Annotated in this window: 14 protein-coding genes and 1 pseudogene; 13 read left to right on the forward strand and 2 right to left on the reverse strand. The window is 36.9% G+C overall.

All coding sequences use genetic code 11. The features are described 5' to 3' along the window. Positions 1-51: 51 nt before the first annotated feature. The 8 genes from rpoD to addA all read left to right on the forward strand — a co-directional run bounded on the left by rpoD (position 52) and on the right by addA (position 12799). Positions 52-1173, forward strand: coding sequence for an RNA polymerase sigma factor RpoD (gene rpoD / locus BP18_RS05670; protein WP_029277454.1), 1122 nt, complete (start codon positions 52-54; stop codon positions 1171-1173). Between the two features lie 263 nt (positions 1174-1436). Then, positions 1437-1895 (forward strand): hypothetical protein, encoded by a 459-nt coding sequence (locus BP18_RS05675; protein WP_007722806.1) that lies wholly within the window; start codon positions 1437-1439, stop codon positions 1893-1895. Positions 1896-1926: 31 nt separating this feature from the next. Continuing rightward, on the forward strand, positions 1927-2631 hold the full coding sequence (locus BP18_RS05680; protein WP_007722804.1) for a tRNA (adenine(22)-N(1))-methyltransferase: 705 nt from the start codon (positions 1927-1929) through the stop codon (positions 2629-2631). Next, complete coding sequence (locus BP18_RS05685) at positions 2628-3752, forward strand: Nif3-like dinuclear metal center hexameric protein (protein ID WP_035050400.1); 1125 nt, start codon at positions 2628-2630, stop codon at positions 3750-3752. Before BP18_RS05680 ends, BP18_RS05685 begins: the two co-directional genes overlap by 4 nt. A gap of 29 nt (positions 3753-3781) precedes the next feature. Next, entirely contained in the window at positions 3782-5017 is a 1236-nt protein-coding gene (pepT, locus tag BP18_RS05690; RefSeq protein ID WP_007722801.1) for a peptidase T, read from the forward strand. A gap of 2 nt (positions 5018-5019) precedes the next feature. Continuing rightward, a complete protein-coding gene (locus BP18_RS05695) occupies positions 5020-5277 on the forward strand; it encodes a DUF1294 domain-containing protein (RefSeq protein ID WP_007722799.1) in 258 nt (85 codons plus the stop codon). Positions 5278-5378: 101 nt separating this feature from the next. Then, positions 5379-8999 carry a helicase-exonuclease AddAB subunit AddB gene (addB, locus tag BP18_RS05700; RefSeq protein ID WP_029277453.1) on the forward strand — a complete coding sequence of 1207 codons (3621 nt, stop codon included), beginning with the start codon at positions 5379-5381 and terminating at the stop codon, positions 8997-8999. After that, positions 8996-12799: a helicase-exonuclease AddAB subunit AddA gene (addA, locus tag BP18_RS05705; protein ID WP_029277452.1), complete on the forward strand. Its 3804-nt coding sequence runs from the start codon at positions 8996-8998 to the stop codon at positions 12797-12799. The genes addB and addA overlap by 4 nt, the downstream gene beginning before the upstream one ends. A gap of 121 nt (positions 12800-12920) precedes the next feature. On the opposite strand, the gene BP18_RS05710 is transcribed toward addA, so the two are convergent. Together BP18_RS05710 and BP18_RS05715 are read right to left on the reverse strand one after the other, a co-directional pair. Then, positions 12921-13736, reverse strand: coding sequence for an endonuclease/exonuclease/phosphatase family protein (locus tag BP18_RS05710; protein WP_029277451.1), 816 nt, complete (start codon positions 13734-13736; stop codon positions 12921-12923). A 12-nt stretch (positions 13737-13748) separates the two neighbouring features. After that, positions 13749-15401: pseudogene (locus BP18_RS05715) on the reverse strand (PTS transporter subunit IIBC); the annotation flags it as partial. Between the two features lie 305 nt (positions 15402-15706). On the opposite strand from BP18_RS05715, the gene BP18_RS05720 reads away from it, so the two are divergent. From BP18_RS05720 to BP18_RS12715, 5 genes are all read left to right on the forward strand, one after another. Next, positions 15707-17992: a glycoside hydrolase family 65 protein gene (locus tag BP18_RS05720; protein WP_007722784.1), complete on the forward strand. Its 2286-nt coding sequence runs from the start codon at positions 15707-15709 to the stop codon at positions 17990-17992. Between the two features lie 18 nt (positions 17993-18010). Further along, complete coding sequence (pgmB, locus tag BP18_RS05725) at positions 18011-18682, forward strand: beta-phosphoglucomutase (protein WP_007722781.1); 672 nt, start codon at positions 18011-18013, stop codon at positions 18680-18682. Next, entirely contained in the window at positions 18660-19676 is a 1017-nt protein-coding gene (locus tag BP18_RS05730) for an aldose epimerase family protein (RefSeq protein WP_407921352.1), read from the forward strand. The genes pgmB and BP18_RS05730 overlap by 23 nt, the downstream gene beginning before the upstream one ends. A 37-nt stretch (positions 19677-19713) precedes the next feature. Next, the gene (locus BP18_RS05735) at positions 19714-20739 is read left to right on the forward strand and encodes a LacI family DNA-binding transcriptional regulator (protein ID WP_007722775.1); all 1026 of its coding nucleotides are present in this window, start codon (positions 19714-19716) and stop codon (positions 20737-20739) included. 306 nt (positions 20740-21045) lie between these two features. Then, a complete protein-coding gene (locus BP18_RS12715) occupies positions 21046-21216 on the forward strand; it encodes a hypothetical protein (protein ID WP_007722772.1) in 171 nt (56 codons plus the stop codon). The last annotated feature ends 137 nt before the right edge of the window (positions 21217-21353 follow it).

Here is a 21353-nt window from a genome sequence, read left to right on the forward strand (position 1 = left end):
GTAAGACTCTAGTAATAAAGTGCTAGTAAGATTGATAGAGGAGGCTTTTTAATGGCTGATAAAAACCCAACAACGAAAAAAGCATTTGATAGCGAAGTAAAGAAATTGATTAAAGAGTACAAACCAGCAGGAACGATTCATTATGATGATTTGACAAATAAAATAGCAACGCCTTTTTCATTAACTGCTCAAAAAATGGATGCACTTATCCAAACGGTTGAAGATGCAGGTGTTGGAGTGGTTGGAGACGATGGTGGTCCAACAGCTCGTCAATTGAAATTGAAAGAATTGAAAGCCGAAAAAGATGCTGAAAAACCTGAAGACTTAACGGCTCCTCCGGGCGTGAAAATTAACGATCCTGTTAGAATGTATTTGAAAGAAATCGGGCGTGTCAATTTATTAACGGCAGCTGAAGAAGTTGAATTAGCCATTAAAATTGAAGAAGGCGATCAAGAAGCTCGTCAACGTCTTGCAGAAGCTAATTTACGTTTAGTTGTTAGCATTGCCAAACGTTACGTTGGACGTGGAATGCAGTTCTTAGATTTGATCCAAGAAGGAAACATGGGATTGATGAAGGCTGTTGAAAAATTCGATTATAAAAAAGGGTTTAAATTCTCTACGTATGCTACTTGGTGGATTCGCCAAGCGATTACGCGTGCTATAGCCGATCAAGCTCGTACGATTCGTATTCCAGTGCATATGGTTGAAACAATCAATAAATTGATCCGTATCCAACGTCAATTATTACAAGATTTAGGACGCGAACCAACTCCAGAAGAAATCGGAGCAGAAATGGATTTACCGACTGAAAAAGTTCGTGAAATCTTAAAAATTGCTCAAGAACCAGTTTCTTTGGAAACGCCAATCGGAGAAGAAGATGATTCTCATTTAGGTGATTTTATTGAGGATCACGATGCAACTAGCCCAGCAGAAAATGCAGCTTATGAGTTGTTGAAAGAACAATTAGAAGATGTTCTAGACACTCTGACAGACCGTGAAGAAAATGTATTGCGTTTACGTTTTGGTCTTGATGATGGACGTAACCGTACGCTTGAAGATGTAGGTAAAGTATTTGGGGTTACGCGCGAACGTATCCGTCAAATCGAAGCTAAAGCACTACGTAAATTACGTCACCCTAGTCGTTCAAAACAATTAAAAGACTTTTTAGAATAAAATTAAAAGAGGGTCGTCCAAAATGAGCTTTATTTGGGCGACCTTCATTCGTTCATAACTAAAATTTAATCGGTTTATTTTAGTATTGATGATCTTAAAAAATTCAGGGATAAGACGGTACCAGGGATCTTACAAGCAAATCCGTCTATTCCGTAAGAATTTTTTGAAGCAGCGCACTGTTTGATGAAGAATCATAAAAATGAACGAATGACAGAAAAAACTGGTATAATAATAAACGATGTAAGAATGAAGGGATGAATGACATGTTATCATTTGAAGAAAAAAAGGCTATCTTTGATAGTTACGAGGAATTAACAGCAACAAAAGTATCAATGAACCGATTGAACTACCACTTTAAGGACAGCGCAGTACCTAAAACAATGGCGATCCGTTTCCTTCACCCGAATGGAAATGCTCTGATTTATGCAGGTTATTTGCCGAAAGAAGAAACAGATAAAGGCTATGTATCCGTTAGAGATGAAACAGAAGAAACGATTCGTTCTATGGTAGATCAAGCGATTGCTCACTTAAAGAAAACAGCTGATGGCTATGAAGAAGGATACACAGAATTATGGTTTGACAATAATGGCGACATTTTACGTTTAATTTATGATAATCCTACATGGGTAGTAGCCTTACCAAATGATCAAGTTGAAGGTGTTTTCAATACTAAAGATGCCGCAGAAGGTTACTTAATGGATGAAGAGTTCTTCGAAGGATAAAGAAAATCATTAATTGAAAGAAGTGTTGAGTATGGACGAAAGTCAATTGTCACTGCGTTTAAGTACAGCTGCATCTTATGTTGAACAGGGTGATCGTTTAGCAGATATTGGTTCTGATCATGCCTATTTACCTTGTGCTTTAGCAAGTAATGGAAAAGTTGCTTTTGCGATAGCTGGGGAAGTTGTTAAAGGTCCGTTTCAAGCTGCACAAAATCAAGTGAATCGTTTAGGGTTAACTAAACAAATCAGTGTTCGTTTAGGTGATGGATTAGAAGTGCTTTCTCCAGCAGACGAAGTATCGGCCATCACTATTTGTGGCATGGGTGGTTCGTTAATTGCTTCTATTTTAGATAATGGCTTTAAAAAAGGTCATTTAACTGGTAAAGAACGATTGATTTTACAACCGAACGTAGGAGAACTAACATTACGCAAATGGTTGGTGGATCATAACTACATGATTACTGCAGAAGATATTATCGAAGAAAATGATAAAATCTATGAACTGATGGTTGCGGTGAAAAGCCCAACAGAAAAGTTTGTAGCAACAGCTTCTCAGTTGACATTTGGATTTTATTTAAAAGATAAAAACTCAGCTATTTTCAAAAAGAAATGGCAAAAAGAACTGGAAAAGAACCAGTACATTCTCGCTAGTTTAAAAAAATCAAGTGTAGATCAAACAGCAAAAATCAAACTAATCCAAGCAGAAATTCAAGAAATAGAAGAGGTGCTGAAATGACTAAGACTTATGGAAGTGAATTTATCCAAAAATTTGAATCATTTGCTCCAAAACAGCTAGCTGAAGCTGGAGATCCGGTTGGGTTAGCAGTAGGAACGTTAAAGAAACCGATTGGAAAAATGATGGTTACGTTAGATATTCGACCTAAAGTCGTACAAGAAGCGATTGAGAAACAAGTAGACTTTATTTTTGCACATCATCCGCCAATTTTTCGTCCGATTAAAAACTTGGCAACAGACGATGCACAAACGAAAATGTACGCTGATTTATTGAAGCATGATATTACCGTTTATGCTGCTCATACCAATTTAGATGTGGCAACCAACGGTATGAATACGTGGTTAGCCGATGCATTAGCGCTAAAAGAAACCGAAATCATGCACGTGACTAAAAGACTAACCTATAAAAAAATTGCCGTATTTGTTCCTGAAGAAAATCAAGCAGAAGTCCGCAATGCATTGACGGCTGCAGGAGCTGGACAAATAGGTCCAAATTACAAAGATTGTACGTATACATTTGCTGGCGTCAGCCGCTTTACACCGATTAATCAGGCTAATCCTACAAAAGGAACTATCGATGAAACGGAACATGTAGCTGAAGTTCGGATTGAAGTTGTTTTTCCAGAACACTTAACGCAAACGATTGAAAAAGCGTTATTTGGAGCGCATCCTTATGAGGAACCGCCATATGATTTGTATACAATTGAAAATTTTGTGGATGAATATGGTCTTGGGAGAGTCGGCAATTTAGCAGAACCCATTTCAGTTGCTGACTTTGCTCAAAAAGTCAAAGATGTTTTTGGAGTGTCTGGTTTGCGTTATGTTACATCAGATAAAGATCAACTAATCCAACGTGTGGCAATTTGTGGTGGAGATGCTGGAAAATATTATCCGGATGCGCTAAAAAAACAAGCTGATGTTTTTATCACAGGAGATGTTTACTACCATACAGCTCATGATATGTTAGCGGATGGATTAAGTGTGATCGACCCTGGTCATCATATTGAAAGCATTTGTAAACCAAGATTAGTAGATTTGTTTACACAATGGAAAACAGAAGCAAATTGGGATTTTGATATTATTCAATCGAAATTAAATACTGATCCTTATAACTTTTTATAAAAAACAATTTTGAAAGGAAGTTATCTTTTATGTATGAAAACCTTGTACCTCGTTTTATTCGTTATGTAAAAACAGAAACACGTTCTAATGAAAACAGCACGACTATTCCTTCAACGCAAAGCCAAGTTGCATTTGCTAAGACGTTAATGAAAGAATTAGAAGAAATTGGATTAAGCGATATTGCATATAACGAATCCAATGGTTATGTTACAGCAACTTTGCCTAGCAATACAGCTAAAGAAGTACCAACAGTTGGTTTTATTGCTCATATGGATACGGCTGATTTTAATGCAGAAAATGTGAACCCTCAATTCCATGAACAGTATAATGGAGCAGCAATTGTATTAAATGAAGAACAACAAATTGTTTTAGATCCGAAAGATTTTCCTAATCTGAAAAATTACGTGGGACAAACGTTAATCACAACAGACGGAACAACTTTATTAGGGGCTGACGATAAAGCGGGAATCGCTGAGATTATGACAGCTATGGAAGTCTTGATTAACGACGATTCAATCGAACACGGTACTATTCGTGTTGGCTTTGGTCCAGATGAAGAAATCGGCATCGGAGCAGATCGTTTTGACGTACCGGGTTTTAATGCAACATTTGCTTATACCATGGATGGTGGTCCAGTTGGCGAATTGGAATTTGAAAGTTTCAACGCGGCTTCAGCGATTGTGAAGATTCAAGGGAAGAATGTTCACCCTGGAACTGCTAAAAATACAATGGTCAATGCCGTTAAAATTGGAATGGCTTTTGATGCCTTATTGCCTCAAGATGAAGTACCTGAGAAAACAGAAGGACGCGAGGGATTCTACCACTTAGTTGGGATTACTGGAGAAGTAGATGAAGCAACTTTATCTTATATTATCCGTGACCATGACCGTGAAAAATTCGAAGCGCGTAAAGCCTTTATGCTTGAACAAGCTGCAACCTTAAATAAAGAATATGGCAGCGAACGAATCACGATTGAATTAAATGACTCTTACTACAATATGGGCGAAATCATTGAAAAAGATATGACTGTAGTTGATATTGCTGAAGAAGCAATGAAGAATCTGTCTATTAAACCAATCATCGAACCGATTCGCGGTGGAACAGATGGCTCGAAAATTTCCTTTATGGGGCTTCCAACGCCAAATATTTTTGCTGGTGGAGAAAACTTTCATGGCCGCTATGAATTTGTGGCAGTTGAAAGTATGGAAAAAGCCACTGCAGTTATTGTTGAAATTGCTCGTTTGAATGCTGTAAAAGGAGCATAAAGATGATCTTTTTATGGATTTATTTGTTATTGTGCAACAGTTTATTATTCGTATTGATGTACGTAGATAAACAAAAAGCCGTTAAACGCCAATGGAGAATACCTGAAAGAACATTGTTAGGTCTGGGTCTTATTGGTGGTGGAATCGGTGGAATCTTAGGTATGAAATTGTTTCGCCATAAAACGACAAAGGGTTCTTTTAAAGCTATCTACACTTTAGGCGCTGCCTTTGCTATTTTCTTGGTTGTCTATTTTTCATAAAATAAAGGACTTATACATTTTCATTTTGTATAGGTCTTTTATTTTTTGCGTATGTTAAAATAAGAGAGACGAAAGTTGAACGAGAGGATGTGTGAAACACTATGGGATTACAATTTGTTTTAGGTCGTGCCAATCGTAATAAACGTTCGGTACTGTTGGATGAAATAGCCGAAAGTCTGACTAACCATACTGAAGAGTCCATTTTTTATTTAGTGCCGGACCATATTAAATTTCAAGCTGAAATGACTGTTTTGGGAAGTTTGAGTCAATACCCTTATTTTAAAAATAAACCGATGATGGGTATGATGCATTTACAAGTATTTAGTTTTACACGATTAGCCTGGTATTGGTTAAAAGATACGGATATTTACGCTAAACCTCAGTTAACAACGACTGGGCTATCCATGCTGATTCGTAAATTATTGATTGAACACGAAGAAAAATTAACTATTTATCGTGGTGAAGTCCGTAAAGAGGGCTTCGTTCAGCAAATGACCGATTTATTTTTAGAACTGCGGAGCGGTCGGATTACACAAATTGATTTAGATCAAATGATTCTTAATTTAGGTAATTCTCCTAAAGAAACTGACTTCAAATTGAAATTACAAGATTTGTCATTAATTTACCAAGCATTTGATGCGGCGTTACTAAATAAATATATCGAATCTGAGGATATTGTGTCTGCTTTAATCCAAAAAGTAACAGAATTAGATTTATCTGAGACAACCATTTATATTGAAAGCTATTATCAATTTACGGCTCAAGAACAAGCGCTTATTTTGGCGTTAATGAAAGCTGCTAAAAAAGTAACCATTGCTTTGACTACAGATAAAGCTTATGCCGTTGAAAAACCAGAAATGCATAATTTGTTTCAAACATCAGGGACAACTTACTACAAACTGTATCAATTGGCTCGCCAAAATAATGTACCTGTTTATAAAGATAAGGTGATTCAAGAAAAAGATGCATCTTATTGTGAGGAATTAAATCAATTGGAAGATTTTTGGGTAGAGACCAGCCAACTTTCACCAGCAACCACTGTCTCTTTAGCAAGTTCTGATGCAATGGGCAACTGTATTGAGGTATGGGCCGCAGAAAATAAACAAGCAGAAATTACACATGTGGCGAAAGAAATTCGTAAATTGGTTGCGACGGGACATTACCGATATAAGGATATATTAGTCTTGACTCGTAATATGGATGATTATTTAGCTATCATAGAACCGCTATTTACGAGCCATGCAATTGAATTGTTCATTGATAGTGCAGAATTGATGAATCAACATCCACTTATTGAAGTGATTGACGCATTAGTCAGTATTTATAAACGCAATTGGCGTTACGCAGATGTGATGCGGCTGCTTAGAACAGAATTAGTGATTCCTGCGTTTGAAGAGCAAGAATCCCTTTCAAAAGAACGAGCGCAACGTGTGAGTCAACAGGTTGAGCGTGCACAAAAGTATCGCGAAAAAGTGGATATTACCGAGAATGTTTTACTAGCATATGGCTACGAAGGCTACCACTGGACGAAGACGGAACCTTGGCATTATACACGCTACTTTTATGAAGATGCCGAATTTCAGTCAGATAATGATCAACGTATTGAACAAACGGCAAATTCGATTAAAACAGCTGTCTCAGGATTGTTAGTTCCGTTTTTCAAACGATTAGAAAAGGCTAAAACAAGCAAAGATGCGGCTAAAGAACTCTATTTATTTATGGAAACGGTCGGCGTTAATGACCAAATAGGCTTTTGGCGTGACCAAGCTATTGAAGACAATAATCTTGAAGAAGCACGTAAACATGAACAAACGTGGCAAACTTTTTTGCAACTGCTAGATGAGTATGTAGAAGTGTTAGGTGATGAACCGTTTGATTTAGATAGTTTCCATGCCATTTTAATGACTGGATTCGATAATGCCACTTACAGTATGGTTCCACCAAGTATTGATCAAGTGACTTTTTCAGGAATTGAAGGAACGAGAATTGGTACAGCAAAAGTGACTTTTATGTTAGGCGTGACAGATGCTCATTTGCCAGCTAAGACGGAAAATAAAAGCATCTTAACTGAAGAAGACCGAGATTTCTTTTCCTATTTCTTAGATGAAACACAGTATTTAAAACCAACTGTTGAAGCCGTAATGGCCTCTGAACCGTTTATTGCCTATCAAGCATTCTTAGATTCTTCAGAAAAACTGATTTTTAGTTATCCGACTAGTGATGAAACGAAAAATGGGCCGAAATTATCGCCTTATGTAGATAGAATTGCAAAAGCATTCCAACTTCCTATTCAAGCTAAACTCATGGATATTACTTCTTTAGAAGACCCGACTGGCAATGAATTGTTGGATTTTGTAGGTACAAAGAAAACAACTATCAGCCAGTTATTGATGGTTTTACGCAAGGAGCAAGACCAAAAAGGGCAATTAAATGCATTTTGGCAAAATCTGTACATGTTCTTTAAACGAGATAAACAAGTGGCACGCGATTTTAATCATTTGCTTGTCAGTTTAGTTAAAAAGAATGTACCAATGCCGTTAAGAAATACGATTGCGACAGATTTATATGGCAAAGATTTGTATTTATCTGTTTCGCGTTTAGAAGCTTTTTACGCGGATCATTACGGTCATTTCTTGACTTATGGGTTGAAATTAAAAGAACGAGATGTTTTTGAGCTTTCGCCAGCGGGTACAGGAGAATTCTTCCATGATGCATTGGATCATTTATTTAAAACAATTATTCAAAAAAATCTCAGCTTTAATCAATTGAATGAAGAGATGCTTGAAGAACTGACAACCGAAGTTTTGACGGAACTTTATGGCAAACCAAAATTTTCTATCTTAAATGCGTCTAATCGTATGAAATATATTCGTGATCAATTAGGGCAAACCATCAAGAAAATGGTGTGGGTCATTGGCAATCAAAGTCGACGCACGAATATGAAAAATATCCAAACTGAAGTGTTATTTGGACATGTAGCAAATCAAACAGGTATCGAAGGTTTATCTTTCCGACTTAATAATGGAGGAACCCTTTATTTGCGAGGGAAAATCGACCGAGTAGATGCCATGACAGTAGGAACTGAATCTTATTTAAGCGTAGTAGATTATAAGTCAAGTGCACATAAATTCAATTACCAGGATGCTTATTATGGTTTAGCGATGCAGATGATTACGTATTTGGATACTGCTCTTCAAAATGCGGTTGATTTAATTGGGCACGAAGCTAAACCAGCTGGCGCATTTTATCTACATGTATCCAATCCTTTTATGAAAAAAGGAACTTTTTTAGATGAAGATGCGTATATCAAGGAATTATTAAAGTCTTATAAAATGGATGGTTTGTTGCTTGAAGACGAAGCGATGTTGCTGTCGCTAGATCCAACGATTGAACCAACGACTGCTTCACTCGTTTACCCTTTTAATCAGCTGAAAAGTGAAGCGTTAAAGTCTACTAAATTTGTGACATTAAATGAAATGACAGCTTTGCGTCAGCACAATAAAAAGTTGATTATCGATGCCGGTAATAAAATAGTCGAAGGTGTAACGACTTTAAATCCTTTCTATGAAAAAAGACAATTTATCCCAACTGTTAATGGACCATTGCGCGCTGTTTCTCAATTTGATGCGATGTTGCCAGAAAATAATTACCGCCGGATGGAGTCATTAAAAAGAGAAGATATTCTTAAGAAAATGCAAGAAGAGGAGGAAGATGAAGAATGATGAACCCACTTCCGCTAAAACCTGAAAATAGTCATTTTACAGATGGTCAGTGGCAGGCTATCTATGAAGAAGGACATAATATACTTGTATCAGCTTCGGCTGGTTCAGGAAAAACCACCGTTCTTGTTCAACGGGTCATTGAAAAAATAAAAGCTGGCACAAATGTGGATGAAATGCTGATTGTGACCTATACAGAAGCTGCAGCCAAAGAAATGAAAGCACGAATACAAGTGGCCATTCAAGAATCAGTCACTTCCGAAAGTGACATGGAATTAAAACGGCACCTTACGAGACAAGTGACGTTGATCAATCAAGCTTCTATCAGTACACTACATGCCTTTTGTCTCCAAGTTATTCGCCGGTATTATTATTTGATCAATTTAGACCCTATCTTTCGTTTGTTGACGGATGAAACAGAGATTTTGCTATTAAAGGAAAGCGTTTGGGAAGATGTACGAGAAGAGTTATACGGAGAAGAAGATACGTTGTTCAAATCTTTAACAGCCTCTTACTCTAATGATCGAAGTGATGCAGGCTTAACCGATTTGATTTTCTCGCTGTATGAATTTTCAAGAGCCAATCCTAGACCGGAAGCTTGGTTGGAGCAATTGTCTTATTTGTACCAGGTTGAAGGCAATGATTTAACCAATGGCGTTTTATTTAAAAAACTGTTAAAACCGCAAATTTTGTCGGTACTAGACAGTCTAGTTGAACTGTCACAAACGGCTGCTCAATTAGGTGAAGGCAGTGAGGAATTGCAAAAACAAACCGCTTTAATTCGAATAGAATGGACAGCTCTGCAAGAAATACAACTGGCTATTAACGAAAACGATTATCAAACAGCTTACAATTACAGCAAACAGTTTGAATTCTCACGGTGGAATGCTGTCAAAAAAGGTACTGATGAAGCGATAAAAGAGACGGCCGAAGAAATGAAGCTGTTAAGAGATCAGTATAAAAATCGATTCAAAGAATTAACCAATGATTATTTTTCTGCTTCACCGCAAGAGCAAATTGATCTTATGTTAAATGCCGCACCGCTTGTAGAAGAGATAGCAAGAGTCACGCAGCTTTTTACCGATGCCTATCGTCAACGTAAAGATGAACGAAATCTATTAGATTTTAATGATTTAGAGCATTTGACGCTGCAAATTTTGGCTCAATTTAAAAAGCAGGATTGGGTTCCAACAGAAGCTTCCATGCACTACCGAGATAAATTTAAAGAAGTTATGGTAGATGAATACCAAGATATCAACCAGCTGCAAGAAAATATTTTACGCTGGTTAGCACATGATCAATCGGATCAAGGAAACTTGTTTATGGTAGGAGATGTCAAACAGTCCATTTACTCTTTTCGTTTAGCTGACCCAGGATTGTTTTTAAAAAAATATGAGCAATATGGACACCATCAATCTGGTGAACGAATTATATTAGCTGAAAATTTCCGTTCTAGAGGAGAAGTTTTGCAATTCACGAATCTAATCTTTGAACAACTGATGGATAAAGCGGTTGGACAAATGGATTACGATGAAGCTGCTCAATTGGTCCAAGGGTTTTCTGGTTTTCCAGCACTGCAAAAACACCATCCTGAATTGTTGATCTATGAAAAAGGAACAACTGATAGCGAAGAGGACAGTGAAGAAACGGAATCAGTCAATTGGGATATGCGTATTGAAGATAAAACAGAAGGCGAATTATTAATGGTTGGCCAGAAAATACAAGAGCTCATTCAAACCCAATTTCCGATTTATGACAAACGTTCTAAAACAACTCGGCCAATCCGTTACAAAGACATTGTCTTGTTAACACCGACGAAAAAAAATAACTTGGTATTGATGGAGATGTTTAAACGACTGTCTATTCCATTGCAAGTAAATGATACGCAAAATTATTTTCAAACGACTGAAATCACCATCATGATGTCTTTATTAAAAGTGATTGATAACCCTTATCAAGATATTCCTTTGGCAGCTGTCTTGCGTTCGCCAATTGTGGGATTGGATGAAAATGAATTGGCTTCAATTAGGATTAGTCAAAAAACGGGTGATTATTACGATGCGTTAAAAACATTTTATCAAACTTATCCAGGTATCGAAAAAGCCAGCCGCTTTACGACAAATTTATATGGAAAAATCGATGTCTTCTTGACTCGCTTGAACAAATGGCGTGAGCTTGCTCGACGTGACCACTTAGTCGCACTTATATGGGCAATTTATGATGATACAGGTTTCCTGGATTATGTCGGAGGAATGAACTCTGGTAAACAGCGGAAAGCGAATTTACACGCTTTATATGAACGTGCAGCTAGTTATGAAAAAACTAGTTTCAAAGGGTTGTTTCAATTTGTTCGATTTATTGAGAAAATGCAAGAAAAAGATAAGGATTTGGCAGAACCCACAGCTATATCTGAAGATGAAGACGCAGTTCGAGTCATGACGATTCATGCGAGTAAAGGGTTAGAATTTCCAGTTGTATTTGTCTTAGATTTAACGAAGAAATTTAATCTCCAAGACATCAAGAAAAGTTATGTTTTTAATGAACAATACGGTGTGGGGACTGATTACAAAGATTTGGAGCGCCGGATCCGGTATCCTTCTTTGCCAGAAACGGCTTTAAAAGTTGAAAAGAAAACGAAATTATTATCCGAAGAAATGCGAAAGTTATATGTTGCGTTGACCCGAGCAGAAGAAAAATTATTCTTAGTGGGTTCTTATAAAAATGAAGAAGCTGCATGGAAAGAATGGGGCGTCGTTAGTTCTCATACGCCTACTGTTTTGCCAGCTGATATTCGGTTTACAGCTGGAAGTTTAATGAAGTGGATCGGATTAGCGTTGGTTCGCCATCCTTCAAGCGAAAATGAATTTACATCTTTCACAGCTCGCAATGGCACTATTACAAACCATTCAGCTCATTTTGCTGTTCATTTTTACGATGAAAGTGTGATTCAAGAACAACTGATTTCAAAAGATGTGGATTTAGATGAAAACTGGTTAGAAAAATTAGACGAGCAGCAAGAAAAAACTCCAACCGATGAATCCATCCATCAAACGGTTCAAAAAGCGTTAGCCTTGATGAATTACACTTATGAACATGAAGGAGCTTCACATACAACGAGCTATCAGTCTGTTTCAGAAATTAAACGATTATTTGAAGAACCGGATAGTGATCAAATGGTGAAAATTGATGTCAGTCAACCTAGAAACCGAAACCGGTATGTTGAAGACAGTTTAGACCGTCCTTTATTTATGACGGAACTGACAGTACCTTCTAATGCAGAGATAGGTACAGCAACTCACTCAGTTATGCAAGCAGTTGACTTAGCTACCAAGCCAACTAAAGAGTCGCTTGAAGCGCTCATTGCTTCTCTAATCAAAGCTGGCGTTTTAAAAGAAGAAGTTGCTTCAAAAGTCAATGTAGGACAACTGGTTCAATTTTTCGCTACACCGCTGGGAAATATGATTTTAGACTATTCAAAAGAAGTCCATCGTGAAGAACCGTTCTCACTTTTACTAGAAGCTGAAAAAATCTTTACAGATATGAACGGCGATGCTGAAGATAAAATTTTGATTCACGGAATTATTGACGGCTATATCGAGTTGGAAGACCACATTATTTTATTTGACTATAAAACAGATAGAGTCAGTCATTATGGAGCACAAGCAGGAAAAAATATGCTAGAGAAGTATAAAGGTCAAATGAATTTATATCGATCTGCATTAGAATCTATTTTAAATAAAAAAGTAACGGAAGCCTATCTTTGTCTACTGGAGACAGGTGAAATCATTCCTGTACCTCAATAGAAATAGAAGGGTTATAAGTAGTAATTGAAAGAAAAATGAGTTAACAACTTTATAAGCAAAAAAAAAGACTAATTCCCTAATCGAGTAAAGCTCAATTAGGGAATTAGTCTTTTTGTAGTAGTTAATCTGCTATTTCGACGACAATGCCGAAGTGATCAGAAATGATAGGTTCATTGTTATCATTAAAAATTACTTGAGAAGAAATTGTTTTTACCGGTTGATTGGCAAAAATATAATCGATTCTTAAGCCGCTTTGATTTTCGGACCAACCATCGATAGCATCTGCCACCGTAAAACCTGTGTCTTTTTGTGCTGCTAAGTGATAAGTATCAAACCAATTTTGTGTGACTAACTCATAACCCTCTTGTTTAATATGAGCTGGGTTATTGAAATCGCCAAGTAAAAAGATTGGTTCTTTTAAAGTAGCGAAATGTGCAGTGCATTTTTCCCATTGACCTGGAAAAGGGTCGTGCTTATCTTGCCACCAACCTAAATGCACGTTAAAGTACCATTGATTTTCTGATTTGATGCCAATAACTTTTCGGCTCTTATAGTCATTATACGCCGTATTTTCTGAAGCAAAGAAAGAGCGAGTTTCTTGAATCGGATTCAAACTCAAAACAGCCAGACCCTCATCATACCGGTCATAACCGATATGTGAAGGTTCCCACGTCCAGTAGTACTCCAATCCATTCTTTTGCAGTTCTTGTTGCAATAAGAACGCAAAGTTATCTTCTTTGATAGGATGCTCATTGTTCGTAGCTGAAAAGGTAACCAATAATGATTGGTCTACTAGGGCAGAAGTCATAAGTTGATTGACTTCTTGCAAGGCAATCACATCAAATGACTGACGAGTAATCGCATCACATAAGTTTTTCAATTTTATTAAAGGATCCTTTTCCATCCAACTGTGTGTGTTTAACGTTAAAAATTTCAAAAATTACACTCCTAATACATCATTGATATCTGATTTTAATACATCAGCTTTTGGTCCGTAAATCGCTTGAATACCTGTTCCTTTTTTGACTAAACCTAAAGCGCCTAGTTTTTTCCAAGCAGCTTCATCTTGAACTGCATCAGGATTTTTAACTGTTACACGTAAACGTGTCATACAAGCATCTACATCTGAAATGTTTTCACTTCCACCTAGAGCTTCGATGATACCATTAACTTGTGCATCAGCAGAAATTGTTGCGCCAGCAGGAGTTCCTTCAGTTGCAGCTCCATCTTCAGTAGCAGTTTCTTCGATATAGTTTCCTAAACGACCTGGAGTAGCAAATTTAAATTTGCCAATCATCCAGTATGAAATAAAGTATGCCAAGAAGAAGAATACCACACAAGAGATAACAAAGTTAACAACATCCCAGATTAATCCGGCATTGACAGACATTGGGATACGTGTCAAGAATTCAAGCGTACCGAATGAGTGAACACGTAAATGAATTACATCTGCCAGTGCAAATGAAACACCTTGAAGAATAGCGTATACTCCATACAAAGCAGGAGCAGCAAACATGAACATAAATTCAAGAGGTTCAGTAACACCTGTTAAGAAAACAGCTATAGCAGCTGATAAAAACATTGATTTGTATTTTGAACGTTTGTCTTTATCTGTGCGACGGTACATAGCAAATGCGATACCTAATAACGTACCAGCTGCACCAATCATTTGTCCAACTTTAAAACGTGCAGGAGTAATAGAAGATAATAATTCATTATAAGCAGTAGTATCGCCAGCATTTTTCAAGTTCACTAAGTCACTGACCCAAGCTAACCACAATGGATCTTGTCCGAATACTTGACTACCAGCACCAGAACCAGTTAAGACAGTGTAAGTACCACCAAGAGCGGTATAGTTTATTGGAATAGTCAACATGTGGTGTAAACCAAATGGAAGCAATAAACGTTCTAATGTTCCGTAGATAAATGGTGCGAATATAGGTGCAGTTTCGCTAGAATTTGCAATCCATTGTCCAAAGTTATTAATTCCTGTTTGAATGACCGGCCATACAAGAGCCAATCCGATTGAAATAATTACAGACCATAAAATAACGACGAAAGGTACAAAACGTTTTCCGTTAAAGAAAGAAAGGGCTTCCGGTAATTTGCGGTAATTATAATATTTATTGAATACAACCGCTCCCACAAATCCAGAAATAATTCCGACGAACACACCCATATTTAAAGCAGGTGAGCCTAGAACAGATGTAAAGTAACCATCTACAGGGATTGTTTGTCCGAATAGAGTAGACGTTGTAGCGCCTTCAGTTAATAACATATCAGAAGTGACTCCGAAGATAGCTCCTGAAGTCATATTAATTAAGATAAAAGCTAAAAGAGCAGCGAAAGCTCCACCGGCACGTTCTTTAGCCCAAGAACCACCAATAGCAACTGCGAATAAAATATGTAGGTTACCAATAATAGCCCAACCTAGGTTTTCCATAACACTACCGATTGTCAGAACTAGGGTGATGTCTCCACTGAACATGGCAATCATTTTTCCAATACTAATCATCAATCCGGCTGCTGGCATAACAGCCACAACAACCATTAACGCTTTACCTAATTTCTGCCAAAAATCAAATGAAAAAATTTTTTTCATTTTTAAAATCCTCCTCGTGAATATAAATATGAATAAAAGTTCGCTATGCAAACGATTGCTTTAAATATACGGCTTGATTTAAAAAAATGCAACCGTTTAAAGTAATCGTTATCTTGTTACCGGTAACAAGATAACGGAATTGCTTTAAATCAGTGTTTCTTTAACTCTGTTCATTAGGAGAGACAAAGTTTTATCCTTTTCAAATTGACAATGCAATCGTTTGCGCTTAAACTTGCGTTAGCTAATAAAGAAAGCGTGAATTGCGAAAATAATTTTTATGCAATTCCTGCGATAGGAGGAAAAAAATGTCATATACACAATTGTTTGAGATAGATGAATGGAAAGTTAGAACAACAGAATTGAATAAAGAAGAACGTCGCTTACAAGAAAGTTTAACAAGTATTGGAAACGGTTATATGGGTATGCGGGGTAATTTTGAAGAAGCTTATTCAGGGGACCATCATCAAGGAAGTTATATCGGTGGCGTTTGGTATCCAGATAAAACACGTGTCGGCTGGTGGAAAAATGGCTATCCTGAATATTTTGGTAAAGTAATTAATACGATGAACTTTATCCAAGTTGATTTATTGATTGATGGCGAAAAAGTTGATTTATATACCGATAAAGTAACCAATTTTGAGTTGGAATTAGATATGCAACATGGAATCTTGAGAAGAAGCTACTTAGTAGAAAAAGGCGGTAAAAAAGTTCAAGTTGTTGTAGAACGCTTTGTCAGTTTGGATCAAAAAGAACTGTGTGCCATTAAAATGGAAGTGACCAGTTTATCCGATCAAGTGAAAGTAGAAGTGATTCCAGCTCTTGATGGAAATGTAACTAATGAAGATTCGAATTATGATGAACAATTTTGGTTGCCTATTTCTCAAGAAACGACTAGCTTAGTTATTGAAACAAAACCGAATGATTTTGGTATTGATCAGTTTACAGTGGGCGCTACAATGTCAAATCACGTTACAAATTTAGAAAAAACAACAAATTTTGTTTCTGAAATGAAAGTTTCAGAAACGTATGCTGGAATTTTAGCCGTTGGAGAAAAAGCTGTCATTGAAAAACGAATTGTATTAACGACTTCACGTGACTACAACAAAGAAGATGTGAAAAAGCAAAGTCAAGCAATCAGTAAACGTGTTGATCAATTATCAATTGAAGAATTGCGGATGCGCCATGAATCTCTTTGGTTAGAACGTTGGAAAAAAGCTGATATTGAAATCGGTGGAGACCCTGCTGCTCAACAAGGCATTCGTTTCAATTTATTCCAATTGTTTTCAACTTATTATGGTGAAGATACACGATTGAACATTGGACCTAAAGGCTTTACTGGTGAAAAATATGGTGGAGCAACGTATTGGGATACTGAAGCATATGCTGTACCGTTGTATTTAGCTTTAGCAGATCCAAAAATTACAGAAAATCTATTAAATTACCGTTACAATCAATTGCCACAAGCAGAACACAATGCTAGACAACAAGGTTTGAAAGGTGCTTTATACCCAATGGTAACCTTCACAGGCGTGGAATGCCACAATGAATGGGAAATCACTTTTGAAGAGATTCACCGTAATGGTGCGATGGCTTATGCTATCTACAACTACACAAATTACACTGGCGATGAAAGCTATTTAAAAGAAAAAGGATTGGATGTGTTAGTAGGCATCAGTCGCTTTTGGGCAGACCGTGTACATTATAACCGCAGAAAAGACCAATACATGATGCATGGCGTAACTGGTCCGAATGAATACGAAAATAATGTCAATAACAACTGGTATACAAACAAGTTAGCCGTTTGGACATTGAAATATACGCTAGAATCTTTACTATTGTCAGCAGACAAAAAAGAAAGTTTACAAGTAACCGAACAAGAAATCGGGAAATGGCAAGAAATCATTGAGAAAATGTACTATCCTTATGATGAAGAAGAGCAAGTTTTTGTTCAACACGATACTTTCTTAGACAAAGAATTGCGTCCAGTTTCTGAATTAGATGTAGCAGATCTGCCATTAAACCAAAAATGGTCATGGGATAAGATTCTTCGTTCGCCTTTTATTAAACAAGCAGATGTTTTACAAGGAATCTACTTCTTTAAAGAAATGTACACTATGGAAGAAATTGAGCGTAATTTTGATTTTTACGAACCAATGACGGTACATGAGTCTAGTTTATCTCCAAGTATCCATGCGATTTTAGCAGCAGATATTGGCAAAATGGACAAAGCTGTTGAATTTTATGAACGTACGGCACGATTGGATTTAGATAATTATAATAATGATACAGAAGATGGGTTGCACATCACCTCTATGACAGGAAGCTGGTTGACGATTGTTCAAGGCTTTGCAGGAATGCAGACGGTTAACGGACAACTATCGTTTAGACCTTATTTGCCAGAAAACTGGACGAATTATGCTTTCCATATCAATTATCGAGGACGCTTATTGAAAATTAACGTGACGAGTGAAGAAGTATCAATCGTATTGCTTGATGGTGAGTCTTTGGAGCTAGCTGTTTACGATGAAGCAGTCGTTTTGAATGATATATACAGTGCAAGAACCAAATCACCAAATAAAACAACTAACTAACAGGAAGGAAGATACTCTATGAAAGCAGTACTATTTGATTTAGACGGCGTGATTACAGATACAGCTGTCTACCATTATGAAGCATGGAAAGCATTAGGAACTAAGCTTGGTATCGAAATCGATGAGGAGTTTAATGAACAATTAAAAGGAGTGAGTCGGACAGACTCATTGAACCTCATTTTAGAAAAAGGCAACAAACAAGATGCTTATACAGAAGCAGAAAAAGTAGCAATGGCTACAGAGAAAAACGACTTATACAAAACATTAATCGAAAAAATGTCGCCAACAGATTTGTTGCCTGGAATCAAAAATTTATTAGATGAACTAAAAACAAAGTCTATTTTGATTGGCTTAGCCTCTGCCAGTCAAAATGGACCGATAATCTTAGACAAACTGCAAATTACCGATTATTTTAATGAAATTGTTGACCCTGCTAAATTAAAAGCGGGTAAACCAGATCCAGAAATTTTTGTGACTGGTGCTCAACAACTTGGTGTTGATGTGAGTGAGTGTGTGGGTGTAGAAGATGCAGCAGCTGGCGTGGATTCAATCAATGCTGCTCATATGGTTTCTGTTGGTGTTGGCGAAGCTAAGAATTTAGGTAAAGCGACAAGAGTTGTCCCAAGTACGAGCGATTTGACAGCAGCACTATTAATGGATGTATGGAGTGAAACTGTTGGACGCGCATAAACGACATTATGGTTGGCATGAAGGGCAAGAAGTTTTTGAGTACGTTCTTACTAATGATCAACAAGCTGTTTTTCGTTGTATCAATTATGGAGCGGTTGTAACGAAAATCGAAGTGCCTGATCAGTTAGGAAAAATAGAAAATGTCGTACTCGGATTTAATCAGTTTGAAGATTATGTAACGGACTCGCCATATTTTGGTGCTTTTGTTGGAAGAGTAGCAGGTCGTATCGCTGATGGTGCATGGTCAGATTATCAACTAACAAAAAACGAGAGAGAACATCATATTCACGGCGGAAATCAAACTTTCAGTCAAGTTGTTTGGGACAGTCAATTAGTCAAAGAACAAGATAAAATCGGTGTGTCTTTTTCATTTGTCAGTCCAGATGGAGACAACGGGTATCCAGGAAATCTCAGCGTGACGGTCACCTATTATTGGACCAATGAGAATGTGTGGGAAATGCTAATCACTGCTAAATCGGATCAAGAAACGCTGTTTAACCCTACAAATCACACGTATTTTAATCTGAGCGGACAAACGAAACGAAACGTATTGAATCACACTCTTCAAATGGAAGCAGCAAACTATGCGGAAACGAATGAATCTAAATTGCCGACTGGACGCTTGCTTCCTGTTGCGCAGACAGCTTTCGATTTTAGAGAACCTAAAAAGATGGATTTAGCCATTCAAGACCGGCCTGTAGGATTTGATACGCCATTTAAATTATCAGGAAACAAAACTATTCGACTTGATGATCCAGATAGTGGTCGAATCTTAAAGATGGAAACAAACCGAGAAGCCGTAGTGGTATTTTCAACTACAGGTATGGAAGAAGAATACCTGGTGGACGGTGAAAAAATGAGCAGTCATCGAGGAATTGCCTTGGAAACCCAAGAATTACCTGATGCAATAAATCATCCTCAATTTTGCTCTATCGTGATTGAACCGGGAAAAACATATCATTATTGGACAAAGTATACGTTTACAACGCATTAAATATAGCCTAGAATAAAGGAAGAAAGGATGTGCGCAGATGTCAGTCACAATCAAAGATGTAGCCAAAAAAGCTGGAGTAGCCACTTCAACTGTCTCGCGCACCATCCAAGATTCTCCCAGCATCAGTGAAAAAACAAAACAAAATGTTCGACGTGTGATGAAAGAAATGGGGTACCGCCCAAATTTAACCGCACGCGGATTGGTGAATCAAACGACACAAACGATTGGAGTTATTTTGCCCGTATCTCAAGGGCAAGGTTTTCAAAACACTTTTTTTCTCAGTATGATTCGAGGAATAAGCAAGGCATGCAACGAAAAGAAATACATGGTTTCGCTTGCTTCTGGAACGACAGAAGCAGAATTGTTGGAGAGTATCCAAACAATGGCTGAAGGTGGTCGCGTCGATGGATTTATCGTTTTGTATTCTAAAAAAGATGATCCAATCATTGAATACCTGCACCAAGAAAAAACACCATATGTGATGATTGGAAAACCATATAAATATGAAAATGAAATGCTTTACGTAGACAATGACAATATTATTGCTGGAAAAGATGCAACAAATTATTTGTTGCAGTTGGGGCATAAAAAAATTGTTTTTGTTGGAGAAAACACTAAACAAATGGTGATTCAAGCGCGTTTAAAAGGCTATACGCGTGCGTTAGAAGATGCTGGAGTTCTAGTAGACCCAAATTTGATTCTGGATGTGACCCTTCCAAAAGCAGCTTATCGTAAAAAAACGCAGCAACTTTTTGAAACTGATGATTTTCCGACGGGGATTGTAGCTAGTGATGATTTAATTGCTTTGAATATGAGTTATTTACTTAGTGAGTTTGGTTTGAAAATACCAAACGATGTTTCGATAATCGGCTTTAATAATTCTATTTTTGCTGAAAAGTTCCGTCCTGAATTAACTTCGATTGATTTGCATACTGATTCGTTGACTTCACAAGCAGTGTATCAACTGATTCAATTGATCTTAGGCAAACAAACATTAGCAGTCAAAATCATTTTACCTCATCAAATCATCGAAAGACAATCCTGTATAAGAAATGATAACTAGAAAAAAGCTGCCACCCTCCTTTTCAATAAAAGAGGGTGGCAGCTTTTTCTATAGGATCTGCTTTCTTCTTCTTCATCAAGTGATATTGGCAGGGTAAATGTTTATTTACAATAGATAAAATTAGATAAAGCCGTGCGTGCATTAAAATGTAAACCAATGGTTGCTAGATGTAAACCAAACGGTGCGTTACTTTTCAAATGAAATAAGAGATAATAGGACTCGTAAGTATTATTTCCGGTATTTATTTTAACTGGTATTCTGTTTTAGATTATTTTCTAAATTGAGTAAGCATAAGGGGGGATAACAATGAAAGTAACCAAAATATCCATGATTATAGCTATCATTATTGGAATAGTATTCTTATTTATTATTCCTTCTGCTAAACAAACGCTTTATTTTTTGCCGCTAATAATCATTGTCAATATAATTAGAATTTGGGAAAAGGCTGTAAATAACAACAATCAAACTAAACATTGATGGTTATTATTTTAAAATGGATGAATCACTTGTATGTTGCTATAAATATGTGGATATTTTTTAGTTGTTTTAGGTAATTTTTCTTCTCTGAAAACCAGAATTGGTTGACAGAAATTCTTTAATCAAGGTTGCGATGA

It is taken from the genome of Carnobacterium jeotgali MS3, assembly GCF_000745125.1.
GTDB classification, from domain to species: domain Bacteria; phylum Bacillota; class Bacilli; order Lactobacillales; family Carnobacteriaceae; genus Carnobacterium_B; species Carnobacterium_B jeotgali.